At 67.7% G+C, this 23,485-nt stretch carries 16 protein-coding genes; 8 read left to right on the forward strand and 8 right to left on the reverse strand.

Features of this window, described 5'->3' with window-relative positions:
• The first annotated feature begins 26 nt into the window (after positions 1-26).
• The 5 genes from IQ292_RS09850 to IQ292_RS09870 all read left to right on the forward strand — a co-directional run bounded on the left by IQ292_RS09850 (position 27) and on the right by IQ292_RS09870 (position 7,811).
• A complete protein-coding gene (locus IQ292_RS09850; protein WP_203310154.1) occupies positions 27-842 on the forward strand; it encodes an LD-carboxypeptidase in 816 nt (271 codons plus the stop codon).
• A gap of 227 nt (positions 843-1,069) precedes the next feature.
• Complete coding sequence (gene thrS, locus IQ292_RS09855; RefSeq protein ID WP_420853686.1) at positions 1,070-3,055, forward strand: threonine--tRNA ligase; 1,986 nt, start codon at positions 1,070-1,072, stop codon at positions 3,053-3,055.
• 9 nt (positions 3,056-3,064) lie between these two features.
• Positions 3,065-3,631 carry a Uma2 family endonuclease gene (locus tag IQ292_RS09860; protein WP_203310156.1) on the forward strand — a complete coding sequence of 189 codons (567 nt, stop codon included), beginning with the start codon at positions 3,065-3,067 and terminating at the stop codon, positions 3,629-3,631.
• 72 nt (positions 3,632-3,703) lie between these two features.
• On the forward strand, positions 3,704-4,237 hold the full coding sequence (infC, locus tag IQ292_RS09865) for a translation initiation factor IF-3 (RefSeq protein ID WP_203310157.1): 534 nt from the start codon (positions 3,704-3,706) through the stop codon (positions 4,235-4,237).
• Positions 4,238-4,979: 742 nt separating this feature from the next.
• Positions 4,980-7,811, forward strand: coding sequence for a TonB-dependent receptor (locus tag IQ292_RS09870; RefSeq protein WP_203310158.1), 2,832 nt, complete (start codon positions 4,980-4,982; stop codon positions 7,809-7,811).
• Positions 7,812-8,058: 247 nt separating this feature from the next.
• Here IQ292_RS09870 and IQ292_RS09875 read toward each other — a convergent pair whose 3' ends face one another.
• Genes IQ292_RS09875 through IQ292_RS09890 form a run of 4 tightly spaced genes read right to left on the reverse strand, consistent with a single transcriptional unit; the run spans position 8,059 to position 13,898 of the window.
• Positions 8,059-10,803, reverse strand: a complete 2,745-nt coding sequence (locus IQ292_RS09875; protein WP_203310159.1) for a [protein-PII] uridylyltransferase — start codon at positions 10,801-10,803, stop codon at positions 8,059-8,061.
• Between the two features lie 33 nt (positions 10,804-10,836).
• On the reverse strand, positions 10,837-13,416 hold the full coding sequence (gene mutS / locus IQ292_RS09880; protein WP_203310421.1) for a DNA mismatch repair protein MutS: 2,580 nt from the start codon (positions 13,414-13,416) through the stop codon (positions 10,837-10,839).
• Positions 13,417-13,447: 31 nt separating this feature from the next.
• Positions 13,448-13,717 carry a type II toxin-antitoxin system RelE/ParE family toxin gene (locus IQ292_RS09885; protein WP_203310160.1) on the reverse strand — a complete coding sequence of 90 codons (270 nt, stop codon included), beginning with the start codon at positions 13,715-13,717 and terminating at the stop codon, positions 13,448-13,450.
• Positions 13,710-13,898, reverse strand: a complete 189-nt coding sequence (locus tag IQ292_RS09890) for a hypothetical protein (RefSeq protein ID WP_203310161.1) — start codon at positions 13,896-13,898, stop codon at positions 13,710-13,712. Before IQ292_RS09890 ends, IQ292_RS09885 begins: the two co-directional genes overlap by 8 nt.
• Positions 13,899-13,986: 88 nt before the next feature.
• On the opposite strand from IQ292_RS09890, the gene IQ292_RS09895 reads away from it, so the two are divergent.
• On the forward strand, positions 13,987-16,242 hold the full coding sequence (locus IQ292_RS09895; RefSeq protein WP_203310162.1) for an NADP-dependent malic enzyme: 2,256 nt from the start codon (positions 13,987-13,989) through the stop codon (positions 16,240-16,242).
• Between the two features lie 131 nt (positions 16,243-16,373).
• On the opposite strand, the gene IQ292_RS09900 is transcribed toward IQ292_RS09895, so the two are convergent.
• Both IQ292_RS09900 and IQ292_RS09905 read right to left on the reverse strand, forming a co-directional pair.
• Positions 16,374-17,162, reverse strand: coding sequence for an SDR family oxidoreductase (locus IQ292_RS09900; RefSeq protein WP_203310163.1), 789 nt, complete (start codon positions 17,160-17,162; stop codon positions 16,374-16,376).
• Positions 17,163-17,347: 185 nt separating this feature from the next.
• Positions 17,348-18,493: an acyl-CoA dehydrogenase family protein gene (locus tag IQ292_RS09905; RefSeq protein ID WP_203310164.1), complete on the reverse strand. Its 1,146-nt coding sequence runs from the start codon at positions 18,491-18,493 to the stop codon at positions 17,348-17,350.
• A gap of 429 nt (positions 18,494-18,922) precedes the next feature.
• Here IQ292_RS09905 and IQ292_RS09910 point away from each other — a divergent pair, with 429 nt between their 5' ends.
• Complete coding sequence (locus IQ292_RS09910; RefSeq protein ID WP_238940976.1) at positions 18,923-19,435, forward strand: CHAP domain-containing protein; 513 nt, start codon at positions 18,923-18,925, stop codon at positions 19,433-19,435.
• 153 nt (positions 19,436-19,588) lie between these two features.
• Here the strand turns inward: IQ292_RS09910 and msrB are convergent, their stop codons facing one another.
• The gene (gene msrB, locus IQ292_RS09915) at positions 19,589-20,080 is read right to left on the reverse strand and encodes a peptide-methionine (R)-S-oxide reductase MsrB (protein WP_203310166.1); all 492 of its coding nucleotides are present in this window, start codon (positions 20,078-20,080) and stop codon (positions 19,589-19,591) included.
• Between the two features lie 126 nt (positions 20,081-20,206).
• Here msrB and IQ292_RS09920 point away from each other — a divergent pair, with 126 nt between their 5' ends.
• The gene (locus IQ292_RS09920) at positions 20,207-20,488 is read left to right on the forward strand and encodes a hypothetical protein (RefSeq protein ID WP_203310167.1); all 282 of its coding nucleotides are present in this window, start codon (positions 20,207-20,209) and stop codon (positions 20,486-20,488) included.
• A 144-nt stretch (positions 20,489-20,632) separates the two neighbouring features.
• Here the strand turns inward: IQ292_RS09920 and acnA are convergent, their stop codons facing one another.
• Complete coding sequence (gene acnA, locus IQ292_RS09925) at positions 20,633-23,320, reverse strand: aconitate hydratase AcnA (RefSeq protein ID WP_203310168.1); 2,688 nt, start codon at positions 23,318-23,320, stop codon at positions 20,633-20,635.
• Positions 23,321-23,485: the final 165 nt, after the last annotated feature.

Genomic DNA, 23,485 nt, shown 5'->3' on the forward strand with positions numbered 1-23,485 from the left:
CCGATGGATGGGGGTGCGAAGACGACATGCGGATCGGCGTGGTGGCCCCGGCCAGCATCGGCAACCAGGAGGCGGAAGCGCCGTTCCTCGCCTTCGCGGTGCTCGCCTATCCGGAGGTCGACCTCGTCGTGCACCCGCAATGCTGGGAGCGCGACGGCCATTTCGCCGGCTCCGACGCGCGCCGCGCCGACGCCTTCCTCGAATTCGCCAACGATCCCGGCTTCGACGCCATCTGGTTCCTGCGCGGCGGCTATGGCTCGAACCGCATCCTGCCGCTGGTGATGCCCCGGCTCGGGCCGGCGGCGCGGCACAAGGCCTATCTCGGCTATTCCGACATGGGGTTCCTGCTCGGCGCGCTCTATGCGCGGCGGATCGGCCGCCCGTGCCACGGGCCGATGGCGAGCGACATCCGTCGTCAGCACGGCGATGCGACGATCGCCCGTTCGCTCGGCTGGCTGGCGCGCGGCGACCGTAGCGGGCTGGAGCCCGGGCTCGACGGCCGGCCGGCGGCGGCGTTCAACCTGTCGATCCTCGGCGCGCTGATCGGCACGCCCTGGCTGCCCGACCTGACCGACCACGTCCTGCTGATCGAGGAGGTGTCGGAGCCGATGTACAATATCGACCGGCTGCTCTTCCACATGGGGCATGCGACCCAGTTGAAGGGGCTCGCCGGGGTCAGGCTGGGCGCCGTGACCGCCGTCACCCCCAACGAGCCCGAATGGAACGAGCCGGTCGAGGCGATGGTGCGGCGCTGGTGCGGGGACCTCGGCGTGCCCTATCTGGGCCGGGCGGAAATCGGCCATACGCAGAGCAACCGCATCGTGCCGTTCGGCGTCGCGTGACGCATTCCTCCCCTGCGGAAGCAGGGGAGGGGGACCACCCGGCGTAGCCGGGTGGTGGAGGGGCAGCCGCATGCATTGCCCTGCGTGGCTGCCCCTCCACCACCAGCCTGTCGGCTGGCGGTTCCCCTCCCCGCGTGGCGGGGAGGAATTGCAAATAGACGTCTACGGAGATAATTCGCGCTCTTCCCCAAAGCCGAAAGTCCATCATGTCTGCCCACACGGTCGAAATGTTCCGCATCACGTTGCCCGACGGTTCCGTCCGCGAGGTAGCGCCGGGGACTACCCCCGCGGACGTCGCGGCCGCGATCGGACCCGGCCTTGCCAAGGCGGCGATCGCCGCGCGCATCGACGGACAGGTGCGGGACCTCAACCGTCCGTTCGACGGCGACACGCATCTGGCGCTGGTCACCGCGAAGGACGAGGCCGATGCGCTCGAGCTCGTCCGCCACGACCTCGCGCATGTCATGGCCGAAGCGGTGCAGCACTTGTTTCCGGGCACGCAGATCACCTTCGGCCCGGCGACGGACGACGGCTTCTACTACGATTTCGCGCCGAAAGATCGTCCCTTCACCGAGGACGACCTGCCCGCGATCGAGGCGGAGATGCGCCGCATCATCGCGCGGAACGAGCCGTTCACGCGCGAGGTGTGGAGCCGCGAACAGCTGATCGAGACGTGGCGCCGCCAAGGCGAGACGTTCAAGGCCGAATGGGCCGCCGAACTGCCCGATGGCGAGGAACTGACCATCTATCGCCAGGGCGAATGGCTCGACATGTGCCGGGGGCCGCACATGCCCTCGACCGGTCGCCTCGACCCGCAGGCGTTCAAGCTGACGCGCGTTTCGGGCGCCTATTGGCGCGGCGACCAGAACAACGCGATGCTCAGCCGCATCTACGGCACCGGCTGGCTGAACAAGAAGCAGCTCGACGCGCATCTGTTCATGCTGGAAGAGGCGGCGAAGCGCGACCATCGCAAGATCGGCGCGGAGATGGACCTGTTCCACCTCCAGTCCGAAGCGCAGGGGTCGGTGTTCTGGCACCCCAAGGGCTTCGTGCTGTGGCGGCAGATGGAGGCCTATATGCGCCGCCGCCTCGACGCCGCCGATTATGCCGAGGTGAAGACGCCGCAGCTGATGGACGCCCGCCAGTGGGAACAGTCCGGCCACTGGGGCAAGTATCGCGAGAACATGTTCGTCGTCCCCGACGAGGTGCCCAATACCGAGGAGGAGGGCGCCGTCCTGTCGGGCGAGGGCGACCTGATGGCGCTCAAGCCGATGAACTGTCCGGCGCACGTGCTGATCTTCAAGCAGGGGATCAAGAGCTATCGCGACCTGCCGATCCGCATGGCGGAATTCGGCTGCTGCCACCGCAACGAGCCGCACGGCGCGCTGCACGGCATCATGCGCGTCCGCCAGTTCACGCAGGACGACGCGCACATCTTCGTGCGCGAGGACCAATTGGTCGAGGAGGTGCGCAAGTTCTGCGAGCTGCTCGACAGCGTCTACCGCGACCTCGGCTTCGAGGATTATGCGGTCAAGCTCGCGCTGCGCCCGGAGAAAAGGTTCGGCGACGATGCGATGTGGGACAAGGCGGAGGCCGAGCTGCGCGAGGCGGTGCTCGCCTCCGGCCTGTCCGACGCGATCAAGGCGAAGTTCGAGGAACTGCCGGGCGAGGGTGCCTTCTACGCGCCGAAGCTCGAATTCCACCTGACCGACGCAATCGGCCGCACCTGGCAGGTCGGCACGATCCAGTCCGACCGCGTGCTGCCCGAGCGGCTCGACGCGAGCTATGTCGGCGAGGACGGCAACCGCCACCGGCCGGTGATGCTCCACCGCGCGATCCTCGGCACGTTCGAGCGCTTCATCGGCATTCTGATCGAGCATCACGCCGGCCGCTTCCCCTTGTGGCTGAGCCCCGTGCAGGCGGTGGTGGCGACGATCGTCTCCGACGCTGACGATTATGCGCGCGACGCGGCGGCGACGCTGCGCGCCGCGGGCATCCGGGTCGAGACCGACCTGCGCAACGAGAAGATCAACTACAAGGTGCGCGAGCATTCGGTCGCCAAGGTGCCGGTGCTGCTCGTCGTCGGGAAGCGCGAGGCGGAGGAGGGCAAGGTCGCCATCCGCCGCCTGGGCAGCCAGGCGCAGCAGATCGTGACGCTGGACGAGGCGATCGCTATGTTGCGCGAGGAGGCGACTCCGCCCGATCTGCGGTAGGGAGACGAGATGACGATCCTCCAGGACATCAAGGCTGGCGCGATCCCCGCCCATCTGACGGTCGATCAGGTCTATGATCTGACTGCGGCCGGCGTCTTCGCGGAGACCGAGAATTTCGAGCTGATCGACGGGGAGATCGTGCCGATGGCGGCGGCGAAGGCGGACTGGCACGAGGTGATGAAGTCCCGGCTGAACCGCGGTCTCGTACGCGCATTGCCGGATGACCTGAGGCTGTTCGTGGAACCATCCGTCACCTTGTCGCCCGTGCGGCTGCTCGAGCCCGACCTCGCCGTCTGGAAGAAGGGCGGGTTGCCGCGTCAGGTGCGCGGACCCGATCTGCTGCTCGTGATCGAGGTCGCGGACAGCTCGCTCGGCTACGACCTGCGGGTGAAGGCGCCGCTCTATGCCGAGCATGGCGTTCGGGACTATTGGGTCGTCGACGCCGTGCGGCAGACGGTCCGTACGCATCGCGCACCCGTGGACGGCCGCTATACCGACGTCGACGAGCATGAGGCGGATCAGCCGGTCGCCGCGTTGCTCGCGGGCGTGACGATTCGGCTCGCCGACCTCGACTAGCCTTCAAATCGGCGCGATTATAGCCTATATGCGTGGCAAACCACTACAGGAGCTACACCCATACGTCCTCCCATGATGCGCCGGCCGATGCAGGCGCCACCGATGAACGGCCCTCGGTTCAACGAGTGGATTCAGAGCCCCAAGGTTCGCGTGATCGACCATGAGGGCGAGAATCTTGGCGTGATGTACACGCGCGAGGCGATCGCGCAGGCGCAGGAAGTCGGCCTCGATCTCGTCGAAGTGTCGCCCAACGCCGATCCGCCCGTCGCCAAGTTCCTCGACGTCGGAAAGTACAAGTACGAGGCGCAGAAGAAGGCGAACCTCGCCCGCAAGTCGCAGAAGACGCAGGAGATCAAGGAGATCAAGATGCGTCCGAACATCGACGACCACGACTATGACACCAAGATGAAGAAGGTCGTCGAGTTCATCGAGGAAGGCGACAAGGTCAAGGTTACCATGCGCTTCCGCGGCCGTGAGCTCAGCCACGGTCAGCTCGGCATGAACGTGCTCCAGCGCGTCGCCGAGCAGGTCGCCGAGGTCGCCAAGGTCGAGGCCTATCCGCGCATGGAAGGCCGCCAGATGCTCATGGTGCTCGCGCCAAAATAAACGCTGCGTCCCCCTCGGGCGAGGGGGACGTCTTCGCCGGTCCGGACTGTCATCGCTCCGGGGTCCGTGTCTCTCGACCAGGGCTCGAAGGGCCCATGGCGCGCGAGCGGCGCCGTCCGGTCGGCGGCATACCGTCCCGCCCCTCGACATCATCCCGGATACCGCTCGCGGTTGGCGCTTGGGCGGTATCCGTGCATTCATATGTCTCCCTCGCTCGTGTGCTGCTTGTACACATGCCATCCCGACGGCGTGGCCAGACGCCGGCCGCTCCGGTTGATCGGCGGCGTCGCGTCCACTGCGGTCGACCCGGCTGCGATGTACGATCCAGCAAGGCTGGATTGGGGCGTTGCCGGCCCTTACCTCCACCCCGCTGCCTATCCACGATGCGCTGGGCGCGCAGCTGGGTGGGGAAACGGCCGGCATCGCTTCCGCGCGACGGGATTCGGCTCTAAGTATCTGTCGGGGCGCGTCTTTGTTGTGCTTCCCGCGTGATGCACGCGGTACGCGCCGCGGATCGTCTCGACGACGATCCGGCATGCCTCCTGCCCTTCTTCCACGAAATTTTCGAACAACGGGTCCGCAATGCCGACCTACAGTGTTGCGCTTTGGCGACACCGACTTTGAAAATCGGGTTTGGTTGATGACCGGAACGTGAAAAGGGTAGACGCCGGCCCCGCAGCGACCCTAGCCTGTCTTCGACCCGGATATGCAAAGCATGACGGAAAAACAGGAGAGGATGCCCATGCGCCTGACCGCGTATCTGCTTTCGGCCGCAACCATCGCGCTGGCCGCCCCCACCGTCGTGTCGGCGCAGGAGACCAATGCTCCGCCGACCGATGCGCCAACGACGCAGGGGCAGGCGCAGACCAGCACCTCCGCCACCGCCAATGGTTCGGTGGACGCGGGGCAGCTGCCGCCGGTCGGACAGGGGGCGAGCAACCTGGGCGACATCGTCATCACCGCAACCCGCCGCGCCGAGCGTCTGTCGAACGTGCCGATCGCCGTCTCCGCCGTCAGCTCGCAGGCGCTGGAGAATTCCGGTGCCACCGACATCCGCCAGCTGACGCAGCTCACGCCGTCGCTGCTCGTCTCCTCGACCGGTTCGGAGGCCAATGCCTCCGCGCGTATCCGCGGTATCGGCACGGTCGGCGACAACCCGGGCCTCGAAAGTTCGGTCGCCGTGTTTATCGACGGCGTCTATCGCAGCCGCACCGGCTCGGGCCTCAACGACATCGGCGAGGTCGACCGCATCGAAGTGCTGCGCGGGCCGCAGGGCACGCTGTCGGGCCGCAACGCGTCCGCCGGCACGATCAACATCATCACCAAGGCGCCCTCGTACACGTTCGGCGGCTATGCGGAGGGAACGTACGGCAATTACAACGCCGTCCGCCTCGCCGGGGCGCTTACCGGACCGATCATCAAGGACATGCTCGCCTTCCGGCTGGACGGCGTCTACAACAAGCGCGACGGCTTCTATCGCGACGTCGTCAACAACACCGACTACAACAACCGCAACCGCTTCTTCGTGCGCGGGCAATTGCTGTTCGAGCCGACGTCCGACATCTCGCTGCGCCTGATCGGCGACTATACGTGGCGCAACGAGAAGTGCTGCGGCGCCGTCTACATCGATACGCGCGAAAAGCTGGACCCGACGCCCGGCGTCCCCGGCGACTTCACGATCAATCCCAACGGCAACCGCATCGTCCAGGTGATGCAGCAGCTCGGCGCGGTCTTCCCGAGCCTCGGTGATCCGTACAATCGCCGGATCGCGAACACCCCCGGCCGTGCCTATAGCAACGTCACCAAGGATTATGGCGGGTCGGCGCAGCTCGACTGGAATCTGGGCGGCGCGGGGCTCACGTCGATCACCGCCTATCGCGAGTACAAGTCGGGCGGTGCCGCCGATATCGACTATGGCAACCTCGACATCGGCTATCGCCCCGACGACGGCAATGCCTATCGCCAGTTCCATACCTTCACTCAGGAACTGCGCCTCAACGGCGAGGCGTTCGATAACAAGCTCAACTGGCTGATCGGCGGCTATTATTCGAAGGAAAACCTGGTCGTCGCCGACAATCTGAAGTTCGGCACGCAATATGGCGCCTTCGCCGCCTGCCGCATCATCGCGACGATCAATCCGCTCGCGGCGCTGCGCGATCCGACCAAGCCGGGCTGTCTCGGCACGACGCCGCTCGCGGCGCTCGGCGGCGCGAGCGGGCGCCAGGCCGTCGGCGCGGGCCTCGGCGCGGCCGCGGCGCTGGTGCTGCCGGGCATCGATCGCCTCAGCACCGTCAACAACGTCGGCGACACCAACTCGCGCTATTACCAGGACAGCGAGAACTACGCCTTCTTCACGCACAACATCTTCAAGGTGACCGACAAGCTGTCGATCACCGCCGGCCTTCGCTACACGCACGAGCGCAAGGATTTCCGCGCGACGTTCAACAACAACAACACGATCTGCCCGGCGCAGCAGGCGGCGCTCAGCCCACTGCTCGCCAATCCGGCGCTCGCCGCGCTCCAGCCGCTGATCGGCGGCATCATCACGCTAACCTGCACGGGCAACTCGAGCTCGGCGATCAACGCGCTGACGCCGCAGGACAAGCTCAGCGAGGGCGAGTTCACCGGCACCGGCGTCATCTCCTACAAGCCGACCAGCGACCTGTTGGTCTATGCCTCCTACTCGCGCGGCTACAAGGCGGGCGGCTACAATCTCGACCGGTCGGACCTGACGTCGAACGTCTTCGCGCCGCCGACGAACGCCAATGCCAGCCGCCTGCGTTTCGACCCGGAAACGGTCAACGCCTATGAAGTGGGCCTGAAGTACACCAGCCGCCAGTTCACCTTCAACGCGGCCGCGTTCCGCCAGGAGTTCAAGAACTTCCAGCTGAACACCTTCAACGGCACCAACTATATCGTCCAGAACATCACCTCCTGCCAGAACAGCCTCAACGGCGCGGACCAGGACGGCAGCTCGACGACCGGTGCCTGCACCGGCAAGACGGGCTATGGCGTGCTCAGCCAGGGTATCGAGCTCGAGGCGGGGCTCTTCCCGGCGAAGGACCTGTCGTTCGCGCTCGGCTACACGCTCGCCGACACGCATTTCCGCCACAACCTGGTGGGCAGCGACTCGGGCGAGGCGCTCGACGCACAGCTGTTCCTGCTCCCCGGCAGCCAGCTGTCGAATGCGCCCCGCCATACGGTGACGTCGTCGATGACCTTCACGCCGGAACTCGGCGCGTCGGGCCTGACCGGCCTCTTCTATGTCGATGGCCGCATGACCAGCGACTACAACACCGGCTCCGACCTCTTCTACGAAAAGCGCCAGGACGGCTTCTTCCTGCTCAACGCGCGCATCGGCATCCGTGGGCCGGACCAGCATTGGGCGCTGGAGTTCTGGGGCCAGAACCTGACCAACACGCGGTACGAGCAGGTCGCCTTCAACGCGCCGTTCCAGGGCTCGGGCAGCCTCGCCTCGACGATCAAGCTCGGCACCTCGCCGTCGAACCAGATCTTCACCTCGTTCCTCGCGGAACCGCGCACCTATGGCGTGACGGCCCGTATCCGCTTCTGAAGTCTGATTTACGTGCGGGGACGCGGCGCCGGTCCTCACCCCACGCGGCCGCCCGACCAGCATATCCTGGATGGGCGGCCGGGTTGGGGGTGAGGGCCGGCACCGCCCCGATCCGACCTAGCTGGATCGCACACCAGGTTCCCATCGATGGGGGAGGGGGCGGCGGCGTAGCGATGCGCCGCCGCTTCTTCGTGGCGGTGCGAACCGCGACCCGTGTCACGCGGTCGTGCGACGTCAGAGCGCGGTCTCAGGCCGCCAAGGCGGCATCCTCTCCCGCCGCGGCCGCGAGCAATCGCTTCTCCAGCGCCTTCAAGCGAGGCTGGGCGAGGATGCGGTCGCCGGTCAGGTCGGTGATGTAGAAGGTGTCGACGGCGCGCTCGCCATAGGTCGCGACATGCGCCGAATGCAGCGTCACCTTCGACTGAACCAGCGCGTGCGCCAGCTGGTTGAGCAAGGCCGGCCGGTCGCGCGCATTGACCTCGACGACCGTGAAACGGTTGGACGCATGGTTGTCGATCAGCACGTTCGGCGCGATGTCGAATGCGTCCGCCCGCGTCCGCGCCGCCGGTTTCGCGACGAGCCGATCGACCAGCTTGCCCCGGTTGGCGAGGGCATCGTCGATCGCGGTCTTCAGCCGTGCGAGCTGGGCAGGATCGTCGAACGGTCGGCCCAGAGGGTCCTGCACCAGGAAGTTGTCGATCGCCATGCCGTCGCGTGTCGTATGGATGCGTGCGTCGATGATGTTGCCGCCCGCGACATGGATGGCGCCCGCGATGCGATAGAACAGGCCGGGATGGTCGGCGGCATAGATGGTGACCATCGTCGCGCCGCGTTCGGGATAGACCGCCGCGTCGATCGCCAGCCGCGCGTCCCCCGCCTCGGCGATGAAGCGCGCGTTGCGGAGCAGCACGTCCTCCGGCTCGGCGATCCAATAGGCTTCGGGAAAGCGGCGGACGAACGCGGCATAGGTCGCATCGTCCCAGCCCAGCGCCACGCCGAGCGCCTGCTGCTTCGCGCTGATCCGCTCGCCGCGGCCGCGCTGCTTGTGGCCCAGCCGCAGCACTTCCTCGGCCTGTTCGTACAGGTCGCCCAGCAGCTGGCGCTTCCAGCCGTTCCAGGTGCCGGGGCCGACGGCGCGGATGTCGACGATCGTCAGGCACAGCAGCAGCCGCAGCCGTTCCGCGCTCTGCACGGTCGCGCAGAAATCGAGGATCGTCTTGAAATCCGCCAGGTCGCGCTTGAACGCGGTTGCGGACATCAGCAGGTGATACCGGACCAGCCAGGACACCGTCTCCGTCTCGGCCGGGGTCAGGCCGAAGCGCGGGCACAGCCGCTCGGCGACCTCCGCGCCCAGGATGGAATGGTCGCCGCCGCGCCCCTTGGCGATGTCGTGGAGCAGCACGGCGACATAGAGCACGCGGCGCGAGACGATCTGGCGGATGATTGCCGACGCCATCGGATGATCCGCCTTCAGCGCGCCGCGGTCGATCTGGCCGAGCAGTCCGATCGCGCGGATGGTGTGCTCGTCGACGGTATAATGGTGATACATGTCGAACTGCATCTGCCCCACGACGCGGCCGAAGTCGGGCACGAAGCGGCCGAACACGCCGACCTCGTTCATCCAGCGCAGTACGAGTTCGGGATCGCGCGGGCTGGTCAGCACGTCGAGGAACAGCGCGTTCGCGCGCAGGTCGGCGCGATGCTCGTCAATCAGCTTGGCGTCGCGCGTCGCGGCGCGCCAGGCGAGCGGATGGATCTCCAGCCCATGCAGGTCGGCGAGCTGGAAGATTTCCACCAGCCGAACCGGATCCTCGCGGAAGAAATCGTCGCTCGGGATCGCGAGTCGACCGCGGTCGAGCACGAATCCGTGCAGCTTGCGCGGCCGGCGGCGGATCGTCGGCAGACCGTAGCGCCGCCCCCGTGCCGCGAACCTTTCGTCGAGATGGGCGAGGAACAGCCCGGTCAGCGTGCCGACGGTGCGCGCCTGCAGGAAGTAATATTGCATGAACCGTTCGACCGCCGATTTGCCCGGGCGATCGGAAAAACGCATCCGCGCGGCGATCTCGCGCTGCACGTCGAAGGTCAGCCGGTCCTCGGGCCGGCGCGTGATGCTGTGCAGGTGGCAGCGGACCGCCTGCAGGAAATTGTCGGCGCGATGGAACAGGCGATATTCGTCCTGCGTCAGCAGCCCCGCTTCGACGAGGTCCCGCCCCTGCTGGACGTCGAAGACGTATTTGCCGATCCAGAACAGCGCGTGCAGGTCGCGCAGGCCGCCCTTGCCCTCCTTGACGTTGGGTTCGACGACATAGCGGGTGTCGCCCATCTTGCGATGCCGCGCGTCGCGCTCCGCCAGCTTGTCGGCGATGAAGGCGCGTTCGGTGCCGTGCTGCACCTCGGCATGGAAGCGGCGCGACGCCTCGTCGTACAGGCTGGTGTCGCCGGTCACGTAGCGGCCTTCCAGCAGCGCGGTGCGGATCGTCCCGTCCGCCTTCGCCTGCCGCACCATCTCGTCGATGCTGCGGCTGGAATGGCCGACCTTCAGCCCGACGTCCCACAGCGCATAGAGCATCGATTCGATCACCTGCTCCGCCCAGGGCGTCTGCTTGCCCGGCGTCAGGAAGCCGATGTCGACATCCGAATAGGGTGCCATCTCCGCGCGCCCGTAGCCACCCACCGCGATCAGCGTCAGCCGCTCGCCGGCGGTGGGATTGTGCAACGGGTGCAGCCGCTGCGTCGCGACGTCGAAGAGCACGCGCAGTAGCTGATCGACCAGATAGGCCTGGGCGTTCGACGCCTCCAGCCCGCGCGACGGATGGGCGAGCAGCCGCCGCTCGATCTCTTCCCGCCCCGCCGCGAGCGCGCTCTTGAGCAGCCGGGCGACCTCGATGCGCAGCGGCGTCCCCGTCGCGTCCATCGACGCGACCGTTTCGGCAAGGAGGCGGCGATCGACGATCGCGCGGCGATTGGGCAGGTGGTCGAAGCGGCCGGGCATCGCGCGAGCATAGCCGCATCCGGCCGCGCGCGGCTATCCTTCCCGTGCCAAGGCCTTGAGCCGATATAGGGTATCCAGCGCCTCGCGCGGCGTCAGCGCGTCGACGTCCAGCCCCTCGACCTCGGCGCGGATCGCATCGCACGTCTCCTCCTCGACCTGCGCCGCCGCGGCGAACAGCGGCAGGTCGTCGAGGCCGGCGGCAAGCCCGCCCGTCTTGGCGCGCCCCGCCTCCAGCTTGGCGAGCACCGCCTTGGCGCGGGCGATCGTCGCGGGCGGCATGCCGGCGAGCCGTGCGACCGCTAGGCCGTAGCTGCGATCCGCCGGCCCGTCCGACACTTCGTGCAGCAGCACCAGCTCGCCCTTCCATTCGCGCGCGCGGACGTGATGCAGGCTGAGCGCGTCGCACCGTTCCGCCAGCCGGGTCAGCTCGTGATAATGGGTCGCGAACAGGCAGCGGCAGCGATTGTCCTCGTGGATCGCCTCCACCACCGCCCAGGCGATGGCGAGTCCGTCATAGGTGGAGGTGCCGCGCCCGACCTCGTCGAGGATGACGAAGCTGCGCGGCGTCGCCTGCGCCAGGATCGCGGCGGTCTCCACCATCTCGACCATGAAGGTCGACCGACCGCGCGCCAGATTGTCCGAGGCGCCGACCCGGCTGAACAGCCGGTCGACAAGGCCGAGCGTCGCGCGGGTCGCCGGAACATAACACCCCGCCTGCGCAAGGACCGCGATCAGCGCGTTCTGGCGCAGGAAGGTCGACTTGCCGCCCATGTTGGGGCCGGTAACCAGCCAGAGCCGCGAGGCCTCGTTGAGGTTGCAGTCGTTGGCGATGAAGCGGTCGCCCGATCGCGCCACCGCCGCCTCCACCACGGGATGGCGGCCGCCGGTCACCTCGAAGCGCGTGTCCTCGACCAGCAGCGGCCGGCTCCACCCGCCCTCGGCCGCGCGTTCGGCCAGGCCCGCGGCGACGTCGATCCGGGCGAGGGCGTCGGCGGTGGCGGCGATCGCCTCGCGCGTCGCGAGCGCGGCGGCGGTCAGTTCCTCCAGATGCGCGGCCTCCGCCGCCAGGGCGTGCGCGCCCGCCTGAGACACCTTGGCCGCGACCTCGTGCAACGCCGGCGTGTTGAAGCGGACGACGCCGGCGAGCGTCTGGCGGTGCGTGAAGCCGCTGTCCGGCTGCATCAGCGCATCCGCCGCCTTGGCGGGTACCTCGACGTGATAGCCGAGCACGTTGTTATGCCGGACCTTGAGAGTGGCGATGCCGGTCGCCGCCTTCATCTCCGCCTCAAGCGCCGCGATCGCGCGCCGGCCGCCCGCACCCGCGTCGCGCAGGTCGTCGAGCGCGACGTCATAGCCCGCCGCGATATAGCCGCCGTCTGCCGCATCGATCGGGGGCGAGGGCACGAGCGCGCGCTTGAGCAGATCGATCAGCGCGCCATGGCCGCGCAATCGCGGCGCCAGCAGGCCGAGCAGCGTCAACGGGGCGTCGACCTGCCCCAGGCGCTCGCCGAGATGCCAGGCGCCGTCGAGCCCGTCGCGCAACTGGCCGAGGTCCCGTGGCGAGCCGCGCCCCGCCGCGAGTCGGCCGAGCGCGCGGCCGATATCGGGCATCGCGCGCAGGCTGCCGCGCACCTGGTCGCGCAGGCCCGGCTGATCATGGAAGAACTGGACCAGGTCCAGCCGTGCCTCGATCGCCGCGCGATCCATCAGCGGCGCGCCGATGTCGGCGGAGAGCAGCCGCGCGCCCGCGCCCGTCATCGTACGGTCGATCGCGTCGAGCAGCGATCCCTTGCGCTGGCCGCCGGTCGTGCAGGTCAGTTCCAGGCTCTCGCGCGTCGCGGCGTCGATAGCCATCGTCTCAGCGGCGCGCGACAGGCGCGGCGGCCGCAGGAAGGGCAGGGCGCCCTTCGCATTGTGGTCGAGATAGGCGACCAGCCCGCCGGCGGCGGCCAGCGCCGCGCGACCGAACTGGCCGAAGCCGTCGAGCGTCGCGACGCCGAACAGCGCCTTCAGCCGCGCCTCGCCCGCGCCGCTGTCAAAGGTCTGCCGCGGTCGCAGCGTCGTCGCGGCATCGGCATGGTCGCTCGCCTCGGACGCGACGACTTCGGCCGCGCCGAGCCGCGCCAGCTCGGCGCCAAGCGCGTCGGCGCTGACGTCGATCACCTCGAACCGTCCGGTCGACACGTCCGCCGCCGCCAGGGCGACCGCGCCGCCCGCCTCGCCGATCGCGACGCACCAATTGTCGGATCGGGCGTCGAGCAGCGCCTCCTCGGTCAGCGTGCCGGCCGTGACGAAGCGGACGATCGCGCGATGGACCAGCGCCTTGCTGCCGCGCGCCTTGCGCGCCGCCTCCGGGCTTTCGGTCTGTTCGGCGATCGCGACGCGGTGGCCCGCCTTGATCAGCCGCTGCAGATAGGCGGTCGCCGCATGGACGGGGACGCCGCACATCGGCACCTTTTCGCCGCCGTGCTCGCCCCGCGCGGTCAGCGCGATGTCGAGCACGCCCGCCGCGATGCGGGCATCGTCGAAGAACAGCTCGAAGAAATCGCCCATGCGGTAGAAGAGCAGGCAATCCTCCGCCTCCGCCTTAAGGCTGAGATATTGCGCCATCATCGGGGTGGGGGCTTGGGTCATCGAAACGCTGTCAGTCCGGATTGCGGGCGCCGTGGCGGACGGAGAGGATGAAGACCGTGTCCCCCTCGACCGTGTAGCGAAGAATATATGGCGGTACGTTGGTCAACTCTCGCCAATCGCCGGCCAGGCGGCCTCGTCGTGGAAAATCTTTCAAGCTGTGGCCCAGCGTGAACAGTCGGGCGGCGATGTCCCGCGCAGCGGCGGGATTATGCTGGGCGATGTAGCGGATGATGCCCCGGATGTCGTCGACGGCCTGCGGTCGCCAGACGACTCTAGCCATTCTGCTCGTCAAGCCAGTCTGGAAAATCCTTGAAGGCCGGCGTGCCCCAGGTAAGCAGCCACTGACCGATCACCTCGTGGTCGACGCCATAGCCAGACGCATAGCCGGCCTTTGCCGCGGTAACCGCATCGACGGCGAGATCGCGTTCCGCGTCGAGCGGGAAGTGGGCCTCGTGCTTCATGGTGCAGGACATAACCCTAGCCACGCCGGGTTGAAAGCCCCGCCCGAAATGGCCAAGAGCCGTAGCGTCCAGCCGCCAGCGAGGTCCCATGTCCGAAAAAGCGTCCGTCCAGTTCTCCGAACGCGAGGCCCTGCTCTTCCATTCCGAAGGGCGGCCGGGCAAGATCGAGATCGTCGCGTCCAAGCCGATGGCGACGCAGCGCGACCTCGCGCTCGCCTATTCGCCCGGCGTGGCGGTGCCGGTCCAGGCGATCGCCGACGATCCCGCCACCGCCTACGACTATACCGCCAAGGGCAATCTGGTCGCGGTGATCTCGAACGGCACGGCGATCCTGGGCATGGGCAATCTCGGCGCGCTCGCCTCCAAGCCGGTGATGGAGGGCAAGGCGGTGCTGTTCAAGCGCTTCGCCGACGTCGATTCGATCGACATCGAGCTGAAGACGGAGGACGTGAACCGCTTCATCGACGCGGTGGAGCTGATGGAGCCGAGCTTCGGCGGCATCAACCTCGAGGATATCAAGGCGCCCGAATGCTTTATCATCGAGCAGGCGCTGCGCGAGCGCATGAACATCCCCGTCTTCCATGACGACCAGCACGGCACCGCGATCATCTGTGCGGCGGGCCTGATCAATGCCTGTCTGCTGACCGGGCGAAAGCTGGCGGAGATCCGCGTCGTGGTGAACGGCGCAGGCGCCGCGGCGATCGCCTGCACCGAGCTGATGAAGGCGATGGGCGTGCGCCACGACCATGTCATCATGTGCGACAAGAAAGGCGTGATCTACCAGGGGCGCGACGACGTGAACCAGTGGCAGTCGGCGCACGCCGCCGCCACCGATCGTCGCACGCTGAAGGAGGCGCTGGTCGGTGCCGACGTGTTCCTGGGCCTGTCCGCCGCGGGCGCGCTGAAGGGCGACATGGTGCTGGAGATGGCGGACGCGCCGATCATCTTCGCCATGGCCAATCCGGTGCCGGAAATCCTGCCGGAAGAAGCGAAGACCGCGCGGCCCGACGCGATCATCGCGACCGGCCGGTCGGATTATCCGAACCAGGTCAACAACGTGCTCGGCTTCCCGTTCATCTTCCGCGGCGCGCTCGACGTGCGGGCGACCGGGATCAACGACGACATGAAGATCGCGGCCGCCAAGGCGATCGCCGACCTCGCGCGCGAGCGCGTTCCCGAAGAGGTGGCCGCCGCCTATGGCGTCAGCCACAGCTTCGGCCCCGACTATATCATCCCGGCGCCGTTCGATCCGCGCCTGATGGAGGAGGTGCCCGCCGCCGTTGCCAAGGCGGCGATGGATTCCGGGCTCGCCACCAAGCCGATCCTCGACATGCAGGCCTATCGTCAGAGCCTGCGGGCAAGGCTCAACCCGACGACGTCGGTGCTGACGCTCGCCTATGAGGGCGCCCGCGCGCGCCCGAAGCGTGTGCTGTTCGCGGAGGGCGAGGAGGAGGTGGTGCTCCGCGCCGCGATCGCGTTCAAGGAGGGCGGCTACGGCACGCCGGTACTGGTCGGGCGCGACGACGTGCGCGACCGGCTACGCGACCTGGGCGTAGACCCCGACGATTACGAGCTGCACAACAGCCGCGTCTCGCCGCTCGTCCCGAAGATGGTGGATTTCGTCTACGGGCGCCTGCAGCGGCGCGGCTATCTGCGCCGCGACGTCGAGCGGATGATCAACCAGGATCGCAACGTCTTCGGCGCCGCGCTGCTCCAGTTGGGCGAGGCCGATGCGATGATCACCGGCATCACGCGCACCTGGCCCGAATCGATGCGCCAGGTGAAAAGGGTCATCGATCCGGAGGCGGGCCGGACGCCGTTCGGCATCCACATCCTCGTCGGGCAGAGCCATACGGTGTTCATCGCCGACACGACGGTCAACGAGCGGCCGACGGGCGAGCAGCTCGCCGATTTCGCGGAGCAGACCGCGCAGGTCGCGCGCCGCATGGGGCACGAGCCGCGTGTCGCGATGCTGAGCTATTCGACCTTCGGCAATCCCAAGGGCGCCTGGGTCGACAACATCCGTGACGCCGTGTCGGAACTCGACCGTCGCGGCGTCGGCTTCGAATATGAGGGCGAGATGCCGCCCGACGTCGCGCTCAATCCGAAGCAGCTCGCCAATTATCCCTTCGCGCGCCTGTCCGGCCCGGCGAACGTGCTGATCATGCCGGGTCTCCAGTCCGCACACATCGCCGCGAAGCTGCTGCGCGAACTGGGCGGCGACAGCGTGATCGGCCCGATGTTGATCGGCATGGAAAAGCCGGTGCAGATCGCGCCGATGACCTCGACCGCCAGCGAGCTGGTGACGCTGGCGGTGCTCGCCGCGGGCGGCATCGCCCGATAGCGTCGACGCCCTCCGGATCCGGCCCGCCAGGACCCGCTTCCCGACCTTCATCGTAGGGAAGCGGGCGCGCGTGAGAGCCGGCGCCGAGTCCACGCACGGGCATCCGCCTCGAGCCGCCTTGGCCGCGCGGCCTATCCGTCGATGCTCGTCCCGAGTGCCGCATGGACGAGGCCGCCGTCGACGGTGATCGTCTCGCCGACCACATAATCGCCCGCGCGGCTGGCGAGGAAGATCGCTGCGCCCGCCATGTCCTCGTCGGTGCCGATGCGGCCCGCGGGTATGCCCTTTGCGACGTCGTCGCCGTGATCGCGCGCCGCGCGGTTCATCTCGCTTGCGAAAGCGCCCGGGGCGATCGAGGTGACGTTGACATGATCGCGGACCAACCGTGCCGCCATCCGCTTGGTCAGGTAGATCAGCGCCGACTTCGAGGCATGGTAGCTGTAGGTTTCCCACGGGTTCAGCCGCTGGCCGTCGATCGAGGTGATGTTGATCACCTTCGCCGGGCGCTGCGCCGAGCCGCCCGCCTTGAGCAGCCCGTGCAGCGCCTGCGTCAGGAAGAAGGGCGACTTGACGTTGAGGTCCATCACCTTGTCCCAGCCGCTCTCGGGGAATTCCTCGAACGGCACGCCCCAGGCCGCGCCGGCGTTGTTGACGAGGATGTCGAGCCGCTGCTCGCGCGCCGCCAAGGCTTCGGCCAGCGCGCGACAGCCGGCGACCGTCGCGACGTCCTGGGGCAGAGGGATGCAGTCGGGGCCCAGCGCTGCGGCGGTTTCCTCGCAGGCGGCGGCCTTGCGGCTGGAGATATAGACGGTGGCGCCCTGCGCGATGAAGCCGGTGGCGATCATCCGGCCGATGCCGCGGCTGCCGCCCGTGACGAGCGCGATGCGGCCGTCGAGTCGGAACAGGTTGGTGGTGTCCATTCGGGGCTCCTAGAAAGATCGTGATGGGATGGCGGGCGGCAAGCGTATCCCTCGCCGCCCTTCAAATCCCGTCCTTCCCGCGCAGGCGGGGATCCAAAAACGCAGGTCCCTCGAGAGAGCAGGGCGCGCGCGCCTGGATTCCCGCCTGCGCGGGAAGGACGCTTTGTGTGGGAAAAGCGCGGCGTTCACCCGCCGCGCTTCAGCGTCTCGCGGGCGATGATCACCTGCTGGATTTGGCTGGTGCCCTCGTAGATGCGGAACAGCCGGACGTCGCGATAGAGGCGTTCGATGCCATAGTCGGCGATATAGCCCGCGCCGCCGAAGATCTGCACCGCCTTGTCCGCGACGCGGCCGACCATCTCGCTGGCGAAATATTTGGCCGCGGCGGATTCGAGCACGACGTCCTTGCCATCGTCCTTCGCCTGCGCCGTCTCGAGCACCATCGCGCGGGCGACGAGCGCCTCGGTCTTCATGTCGGCGATCATGCCCTGGATCAGCTGGTGATGCGCGATCGGCTGGCCGAACTGCTTGCGCTCGCTGGCATAGGCGACGCTGTCCGCGATCAGCCGCTCGGCGACGCCGACGCACACCGCACTGATGTGCAGCCGGCCGCGGTCGAGTACGCGCATCGCGATCTTGAACCCCTCGCCCTCCGCGCCGAGGCGGTTGGCGACGGGGACCGGGACATCCTCGAAATGGACGTCGGCGACCTTGGCGCCCTTTTGCCCCATCTTCTTCTCGGGCTCGCCGATCGACACGCCGGGCAGGTCGCGCGGGACGAGGAAGGCGGACACGCCGCGCGCACCCGGGGCGTCGCCGGTGCGGGCCATGACGGTGAACAGCTGCGCCTTGTCGGCATTGGTGATGTAGCGCTTGGTGCCCGACAGCCGATAGACGTCGCCGTCGCGTATCGCGCGGGTCTTAACCGATCCGGAATCGCTGCCGACATCGGGCTCGGTGAGCGCGAAGCTGGTGACGATCTCGCCGCTCGCGATGCGCGGCAGCCACTGCGCCTTCTGCTCGGGCGAACCGGCCATGACGAGGCCCTGGCTGCCGATGCCGACATTGGTGCCGAAGGTCGACCGGAAGGCAGGCGTCGTGCGCCCCATCTCGATCGCGACCTTCGCCTCCTCCAGCATCGTCAGGCCGAGGCCACCGTGCTCCTCTGCGATCGACAGGCCGAACAGGCCCATCGCCTTCATCTCGTCGACGAGGTCGTCGGGTATCGCGTCCGCCGCCTCCACATCCGCCTCGCGCGGCCGGAGCCGTTCGGCGACGAAGCGGCGGATGGTGTCGATCAGCGCGTCGAAGGTTTCGGGGTCGAGAGCCATGGACGGATCCTTGCTAGGTCGCCAAAAGCGTAGGACGCACCAGCGCCACTGGCAAACCCGAAGTTCGAAAAACACGTTTTTGCCAGTTACTGCGTCAAGGAAAGAAGGTACCGCTGGCCGCAATTGGGGCATGCATCCGCCGAATCGACCGGTCCGCATCACGGGCGCGGGCATGCCTGCGGTGCGCCTCGGCGACCGGTTTTTCTGCGTGCGCGGCCTGATTAGGACAGCGCTTCACCCTCGCTTCGTCGCGCGGTGAGCCGTTCATCCGCGCTTCACAACCGTTCGCCGGAAACCACCGGGTGCGCCCCTATGCCGCCGGATCGAATGTGCGTAGCGCCATCCTCGACGAACGGGTTTTGGCCGGGGGGTCATCAAGTGTTGAAGACGTGGGCAGCGCGCCTTGCGCTGATATTCTCTTGCGGCCTGATGATGGCCTCTCCGGCGGCGGCGCAGTTCTGGCAGTGCGCACCCTATGCGCGCGAGATCTCGGGCATCGACCTGCACGGCAACGCGAACACCTGGTGGGGCCAGGCCGCCGGCCGCTATCAGCGTGGCCACAAGCCGGAAGTCGGCTCCGTCCTCTCCTTCCAGTCGACCCATCGCATGCGCGTCGGCCATGTCGCGATGGTGTCCCAGGTGGTCAGCGACCGCGAGGTCCTGCTGACCCACGCCAATTGGTCGCGCCCGGGCCAGATCGAGCGCAACGTCCGCGCGATCGACGTCTCCGCCGCCGGCGACTGGAGCGAGGTGAAGGTGTGGTACGGCCCGACGGGTGGCCTGGGCACGTCCAGCTATCCGACCAACGGCTTCATCTATTCGGGCCATGCGCCGGCCGATGCCGATGCGGTCCCCGCGAGCCGCGACGATGTCGCCGCCGCCAATCTCGCGATGATCGCCACCTCCGCGGTCGTGCCCGTCAAGCCGGTCGCCGATCGCTGATCACAACCCGCATTGTCGTATGTGAAAAGGGGCCCGGAAACGGGCCCCTTTTTCGTACGATCGGCTGATTTTTGTGCCGTCGGCAGGTGCCGGGCCGGCCTCCCGGTCGCTGGAGGCGCGGCACCGGCCCGACTGCGCGCCGGCCCCCGCGCGTTAGGCGGGCCGAAAGGTCATCGCGACGCCGTTCATGCAATAGCGCTTGCCCGTCGGCTTCGGGCCGTCGTCGAAGACATGGCCCAGATGACCACCGCAGCGGCTGCAATGCACCTCGGTACGCGCTTCGAGCAATGAGCGGTCGCTCTTCGTTCCCACCGCACGGGGAAGCGGCGCCCAGAAGCTCGGCCAGCCGGTGCCGCTGTCGAACTTCGTCTTCGAAGAGAACAGCGGTTGCGCGCACCCCTTGCACAGGAAGGTGCCGGCGCGATGCTCGTCGTTGAGCGGGCTGGAGAAGGGACGCTCGGTGCTTTCGTGGCGCAGCACGGCCCATGCCTGGTCGCCGAGCTTCTTGCGCCACGCCGCGTCGCTCATCTGCACGGGATAGGTCGCGGCGTCGGCGGGGGCGGCCCTGCACCCCCACAGGATCGCACCGGCAGCGCCGGTGGCGGCGAGGGAGAGCAGCGAGCGGCGGGTCGGGTCGTTCGTCATGATCGATGATATGGGGAGCGCGGCGCGCTTGCCCAGCCCCCCACATTCCGATCGATCATAATGATCCACGTTGGAACCGCGATGCGGTGCGCTGGGTTGACCGGGCTGAAAGGTGCTACATAGATCATGTCTTTTCAGCAACTTGAGCCGCCGTTGCCGGTGCATGTCCTCGACAAGGGAGCGGGCTATGCCTTTGCGGTGATCGACTATGGCCAGGAACACAATCTGATCTGGGTGACCGCGATCAACGACACCGGAGAAATCTGGTGCGCGCCCAATCCGCGTGTGCGCCTGCAGGCGAACTGGACGATGGGGCGCGCCAAGCCGCCAGCGCTCAAGCCGCGCGAAAACGGCGATTGCTCCGGCAGCGCCGAACCGCTGCAGGCGGAGACGATCAAGCCGAACTGACGTCCCGGCTCCCCCGCGCAGCGAGCGCGGGGGTGAATGGCGGGCGGCGGCGTGCCGTGCGCCGCGCACGTGACGAATAGGCACGAAAAAGGGGAGGCGCCCTTCGGCACCTCCCCTCCGTCGTTTCACCGTGCGTCGCGGCGATCAGGCGGCGAGCTTGCGCAGCACGTATTGCAGGATGCCGCCGTTGAGGAAATATTCCAGCTCGTTGACGGTATCGATGCGGCAGCGCGTCTCGAACGTCTCGGTCGAACCGTCGGCGCGCTTCAGCATCACCTCGACCGTCTGACGCGGGCGCAGGTTGGCGACGCCGGTGATCGTGAACGTCTCGGTGCCGTCGAGCTTCAGCGTCTGGCGCGTCACGCCCTCCGCGAACTGCAGCGGCAGAACGCCCATGCCGACCAGGTTCGAACGGTGGATGCGTTCGAAGCTCTCGGTGATGACCGCGCGCACGCCGAGCAGGTTGGTGCCCTTCGCCGCCCAGTCGCGCGACGAACCGGTGCCATATTCCTTGCCCGCGACGACGACGAGCGGCGTGCCGTCCGCCTTGTGGCGCATCGCCGCGTCGTAGATCGGCATGACTTCGCCATTATACTGGGTCATGCCGCCCTCGACGCCCGGCACCATCTCGTTCTTGATGCGGATGTTGGCGAAGGTGCCGCGCACCATGACATGGTCGTTGCCGCGGCGCGCGCCGTAGCTGTTGAAGTCCTTGCGCGCGACCTGACGCTCGGTCAGCCACTTGCCGGCCGGGCTGTCCGCCTTGATCGATCCCGCCGGGCTGATGTGGTCGGTGGTGATCGAATCGCCCAGGATCGCCAGCGGCTTCGCCTCGATGATGTCGGTGACCGGCTTCGGGGTCATCTCCATGCCCTCGAAATAGGGCGGGTTGGCGACATAGGTCGACGCCGCCGGCCAGGCGTAGGTTGCCGAGCCGGTGACGTCGATCTCGCGCCACTTCTCGTCGCCGGCATAGACGTTGGCGTAGCGGCTGCGGAACATCTCGTCGTCGATGTTCGCCGCCATCACCTCCGCGACCTCCTGGTTGGTCGGCCACACGTCCTTGAGATAGACGTCCTGCCCGTCCTTGCCCTGGCCCAGCGGGGTCTCGACCATGTCCTGCGTCACCGTGCCCTTCAGCGCATAGGCGACGACGAGCGGCGGGCTGGCGAGGAAGTTGGCGCGGACGTCGGGGCTGACGCGGCCTTCGAAGTTGCGGTTGCCCGACAATACGCTCGCCGCGACGAGGTCGTTCTCGTTGATCGCGGCGCTGATCGGGCCGGGCAGCGGGCCCGAATTGCCGATGCAGGTCGTGCAGCCATAGCCGACGAGGTTGAAGCCGATCGCGTCCAGGTCCTGGGTCAGGCCGGCCTTGTTGAGATAGTCGGTGACGACCTGCGAACCGGGCGCGAGCGAGGTCTTCACCCAGGGCTTGGGCTTCAGGCCGAGTGCGTTCGCCTTGCGCGCGACGAGGCCGGCGGCGACGAGCACCGACGGGTTCGACGTGTTGGTGCAGCTGGTGATCGCGGCGATGACGACGTCGCCGTCGCCGATGTCATGGCCGCGGTCGGCGACGTCGACGCGGGTCGCGCGATCCTTGTGATACAGCTTGGCGAGGTCGCCGTTGAACACCTCGTCAACCTTCCCCAGGCTGACGCGGTCCTGCGGGCGCTTCGGGCCGGCGAGCGACGCGGTCACGGTGCCCATGTCGAGCTCCAGCGTGTCGGTGAACACGGGGTCGGCGGCATCGTCGTGGCGCCAGAAGCCGTTCGCCTTGGCATAGGCCTCGGTCAGCGCGATCGTTTCCTCCGGGCGCGCGGTCAGGCGCATGTATTCGATCGTCTTGTCGTCGATCGGGAAGAAGCCGCAGGTCGCGCCATATTCCGGCGCCATGTTGGCGATCGTCGCGCGGTCGGCCAGCGTCATCGAGCTGAGGCCCGGGCCATAGAATTCGACGAAGCGGCCGACGACGCCCTTGGCGCGCAGCATCTGCGTGACGGTCAGCACCAGGTCGGTGGCGGTGATGCCCTCCTTCAGCGCGCCGGTCAGCCTGAAGCCGACGACCTCGGGGATCAGCATCGACACCGGCTGGCCGAGCATGGCGGCTTCCGCCTCGATGCCGCCGACGCCCCAGCCGAGCACGCCCAGGCCGTTGACCATCGTCGTGTGGCTGTCGGTGCCGACGAGCGTGTCGGGATAGGCGATCGCCGCGGTGCCGTTGGCGAGATCGCCCGTTTCGGTCGAAGACCAGATCGCCTGGCTGACATACTCCAGGTTGACCTGGTGACAGATGCCGGTCCCCGGCGGCACGACCTGGAAGTTGTCGAGCGCCTTCGAACCCCACTTCAGGAACTCGTAGCGTTCGCCGTTGCGCTGGTATTCAAGGTCGACATTGTCCTCGAACGCCTTGGGCGTGCCGAACTCGTCGACCATGACCGAATGGTCGATGACGAGGTGGACGGGCACCTGCGGATTGATCTTGGCGGCGTTGCCGCCGAGCTTGGTGATCGCATCGCGCATCGCGGCGAGATCGACGACGCAGGGCACGCCGGTGAAGTCCTGCATCAGCACGCGCGCCGGGCGATACTGGATCTCGCGGTCGGAGCGGCGCTCCTGCTGCCAGTCGACGATCGCCTTGACGTCCGCCTCCGTCACGGTCTTGCCGTCCTCGAAGCGCAGCATGTTCTCGAGCAGCACCTTCATCGAGAAGGGCAGCCGGCTGATGTCGCCGAACTTCTCCGCCGCCTTGGCGAGGCTGAAATAGTCGTAGCTCTTGCCGCCGACGTCGAGCGTCGTGCGGGTCTTGAGGCTGTCCTGGCCGATGGCGGTCATGTCGTGTCCCTTCTGTCTGGCTCGACTCGCACCTGGGGGAAACGGCGTTGGAGGACGCCGCGCGGGCGCGCGAGGAGCGCTTGGCTGAGCCTGTCGTCGCGCGGGCCTTAGCAAGGGGTTACCGATGGGGAAAGACGGCTTTGCGCGCGAGCGTCAGATCACGCG

The sequence above is a fragment of the Sphingomonas beigongshangi genome, assembly GCF_016820445.1.
Classification (GTDB): Bacteria; Pseudomonadota; Alphaproteobacteria; order Sphingomonadales; family Sphingomonadaceae; genus Sphingomonas; species Sphingomonas beigongshangi.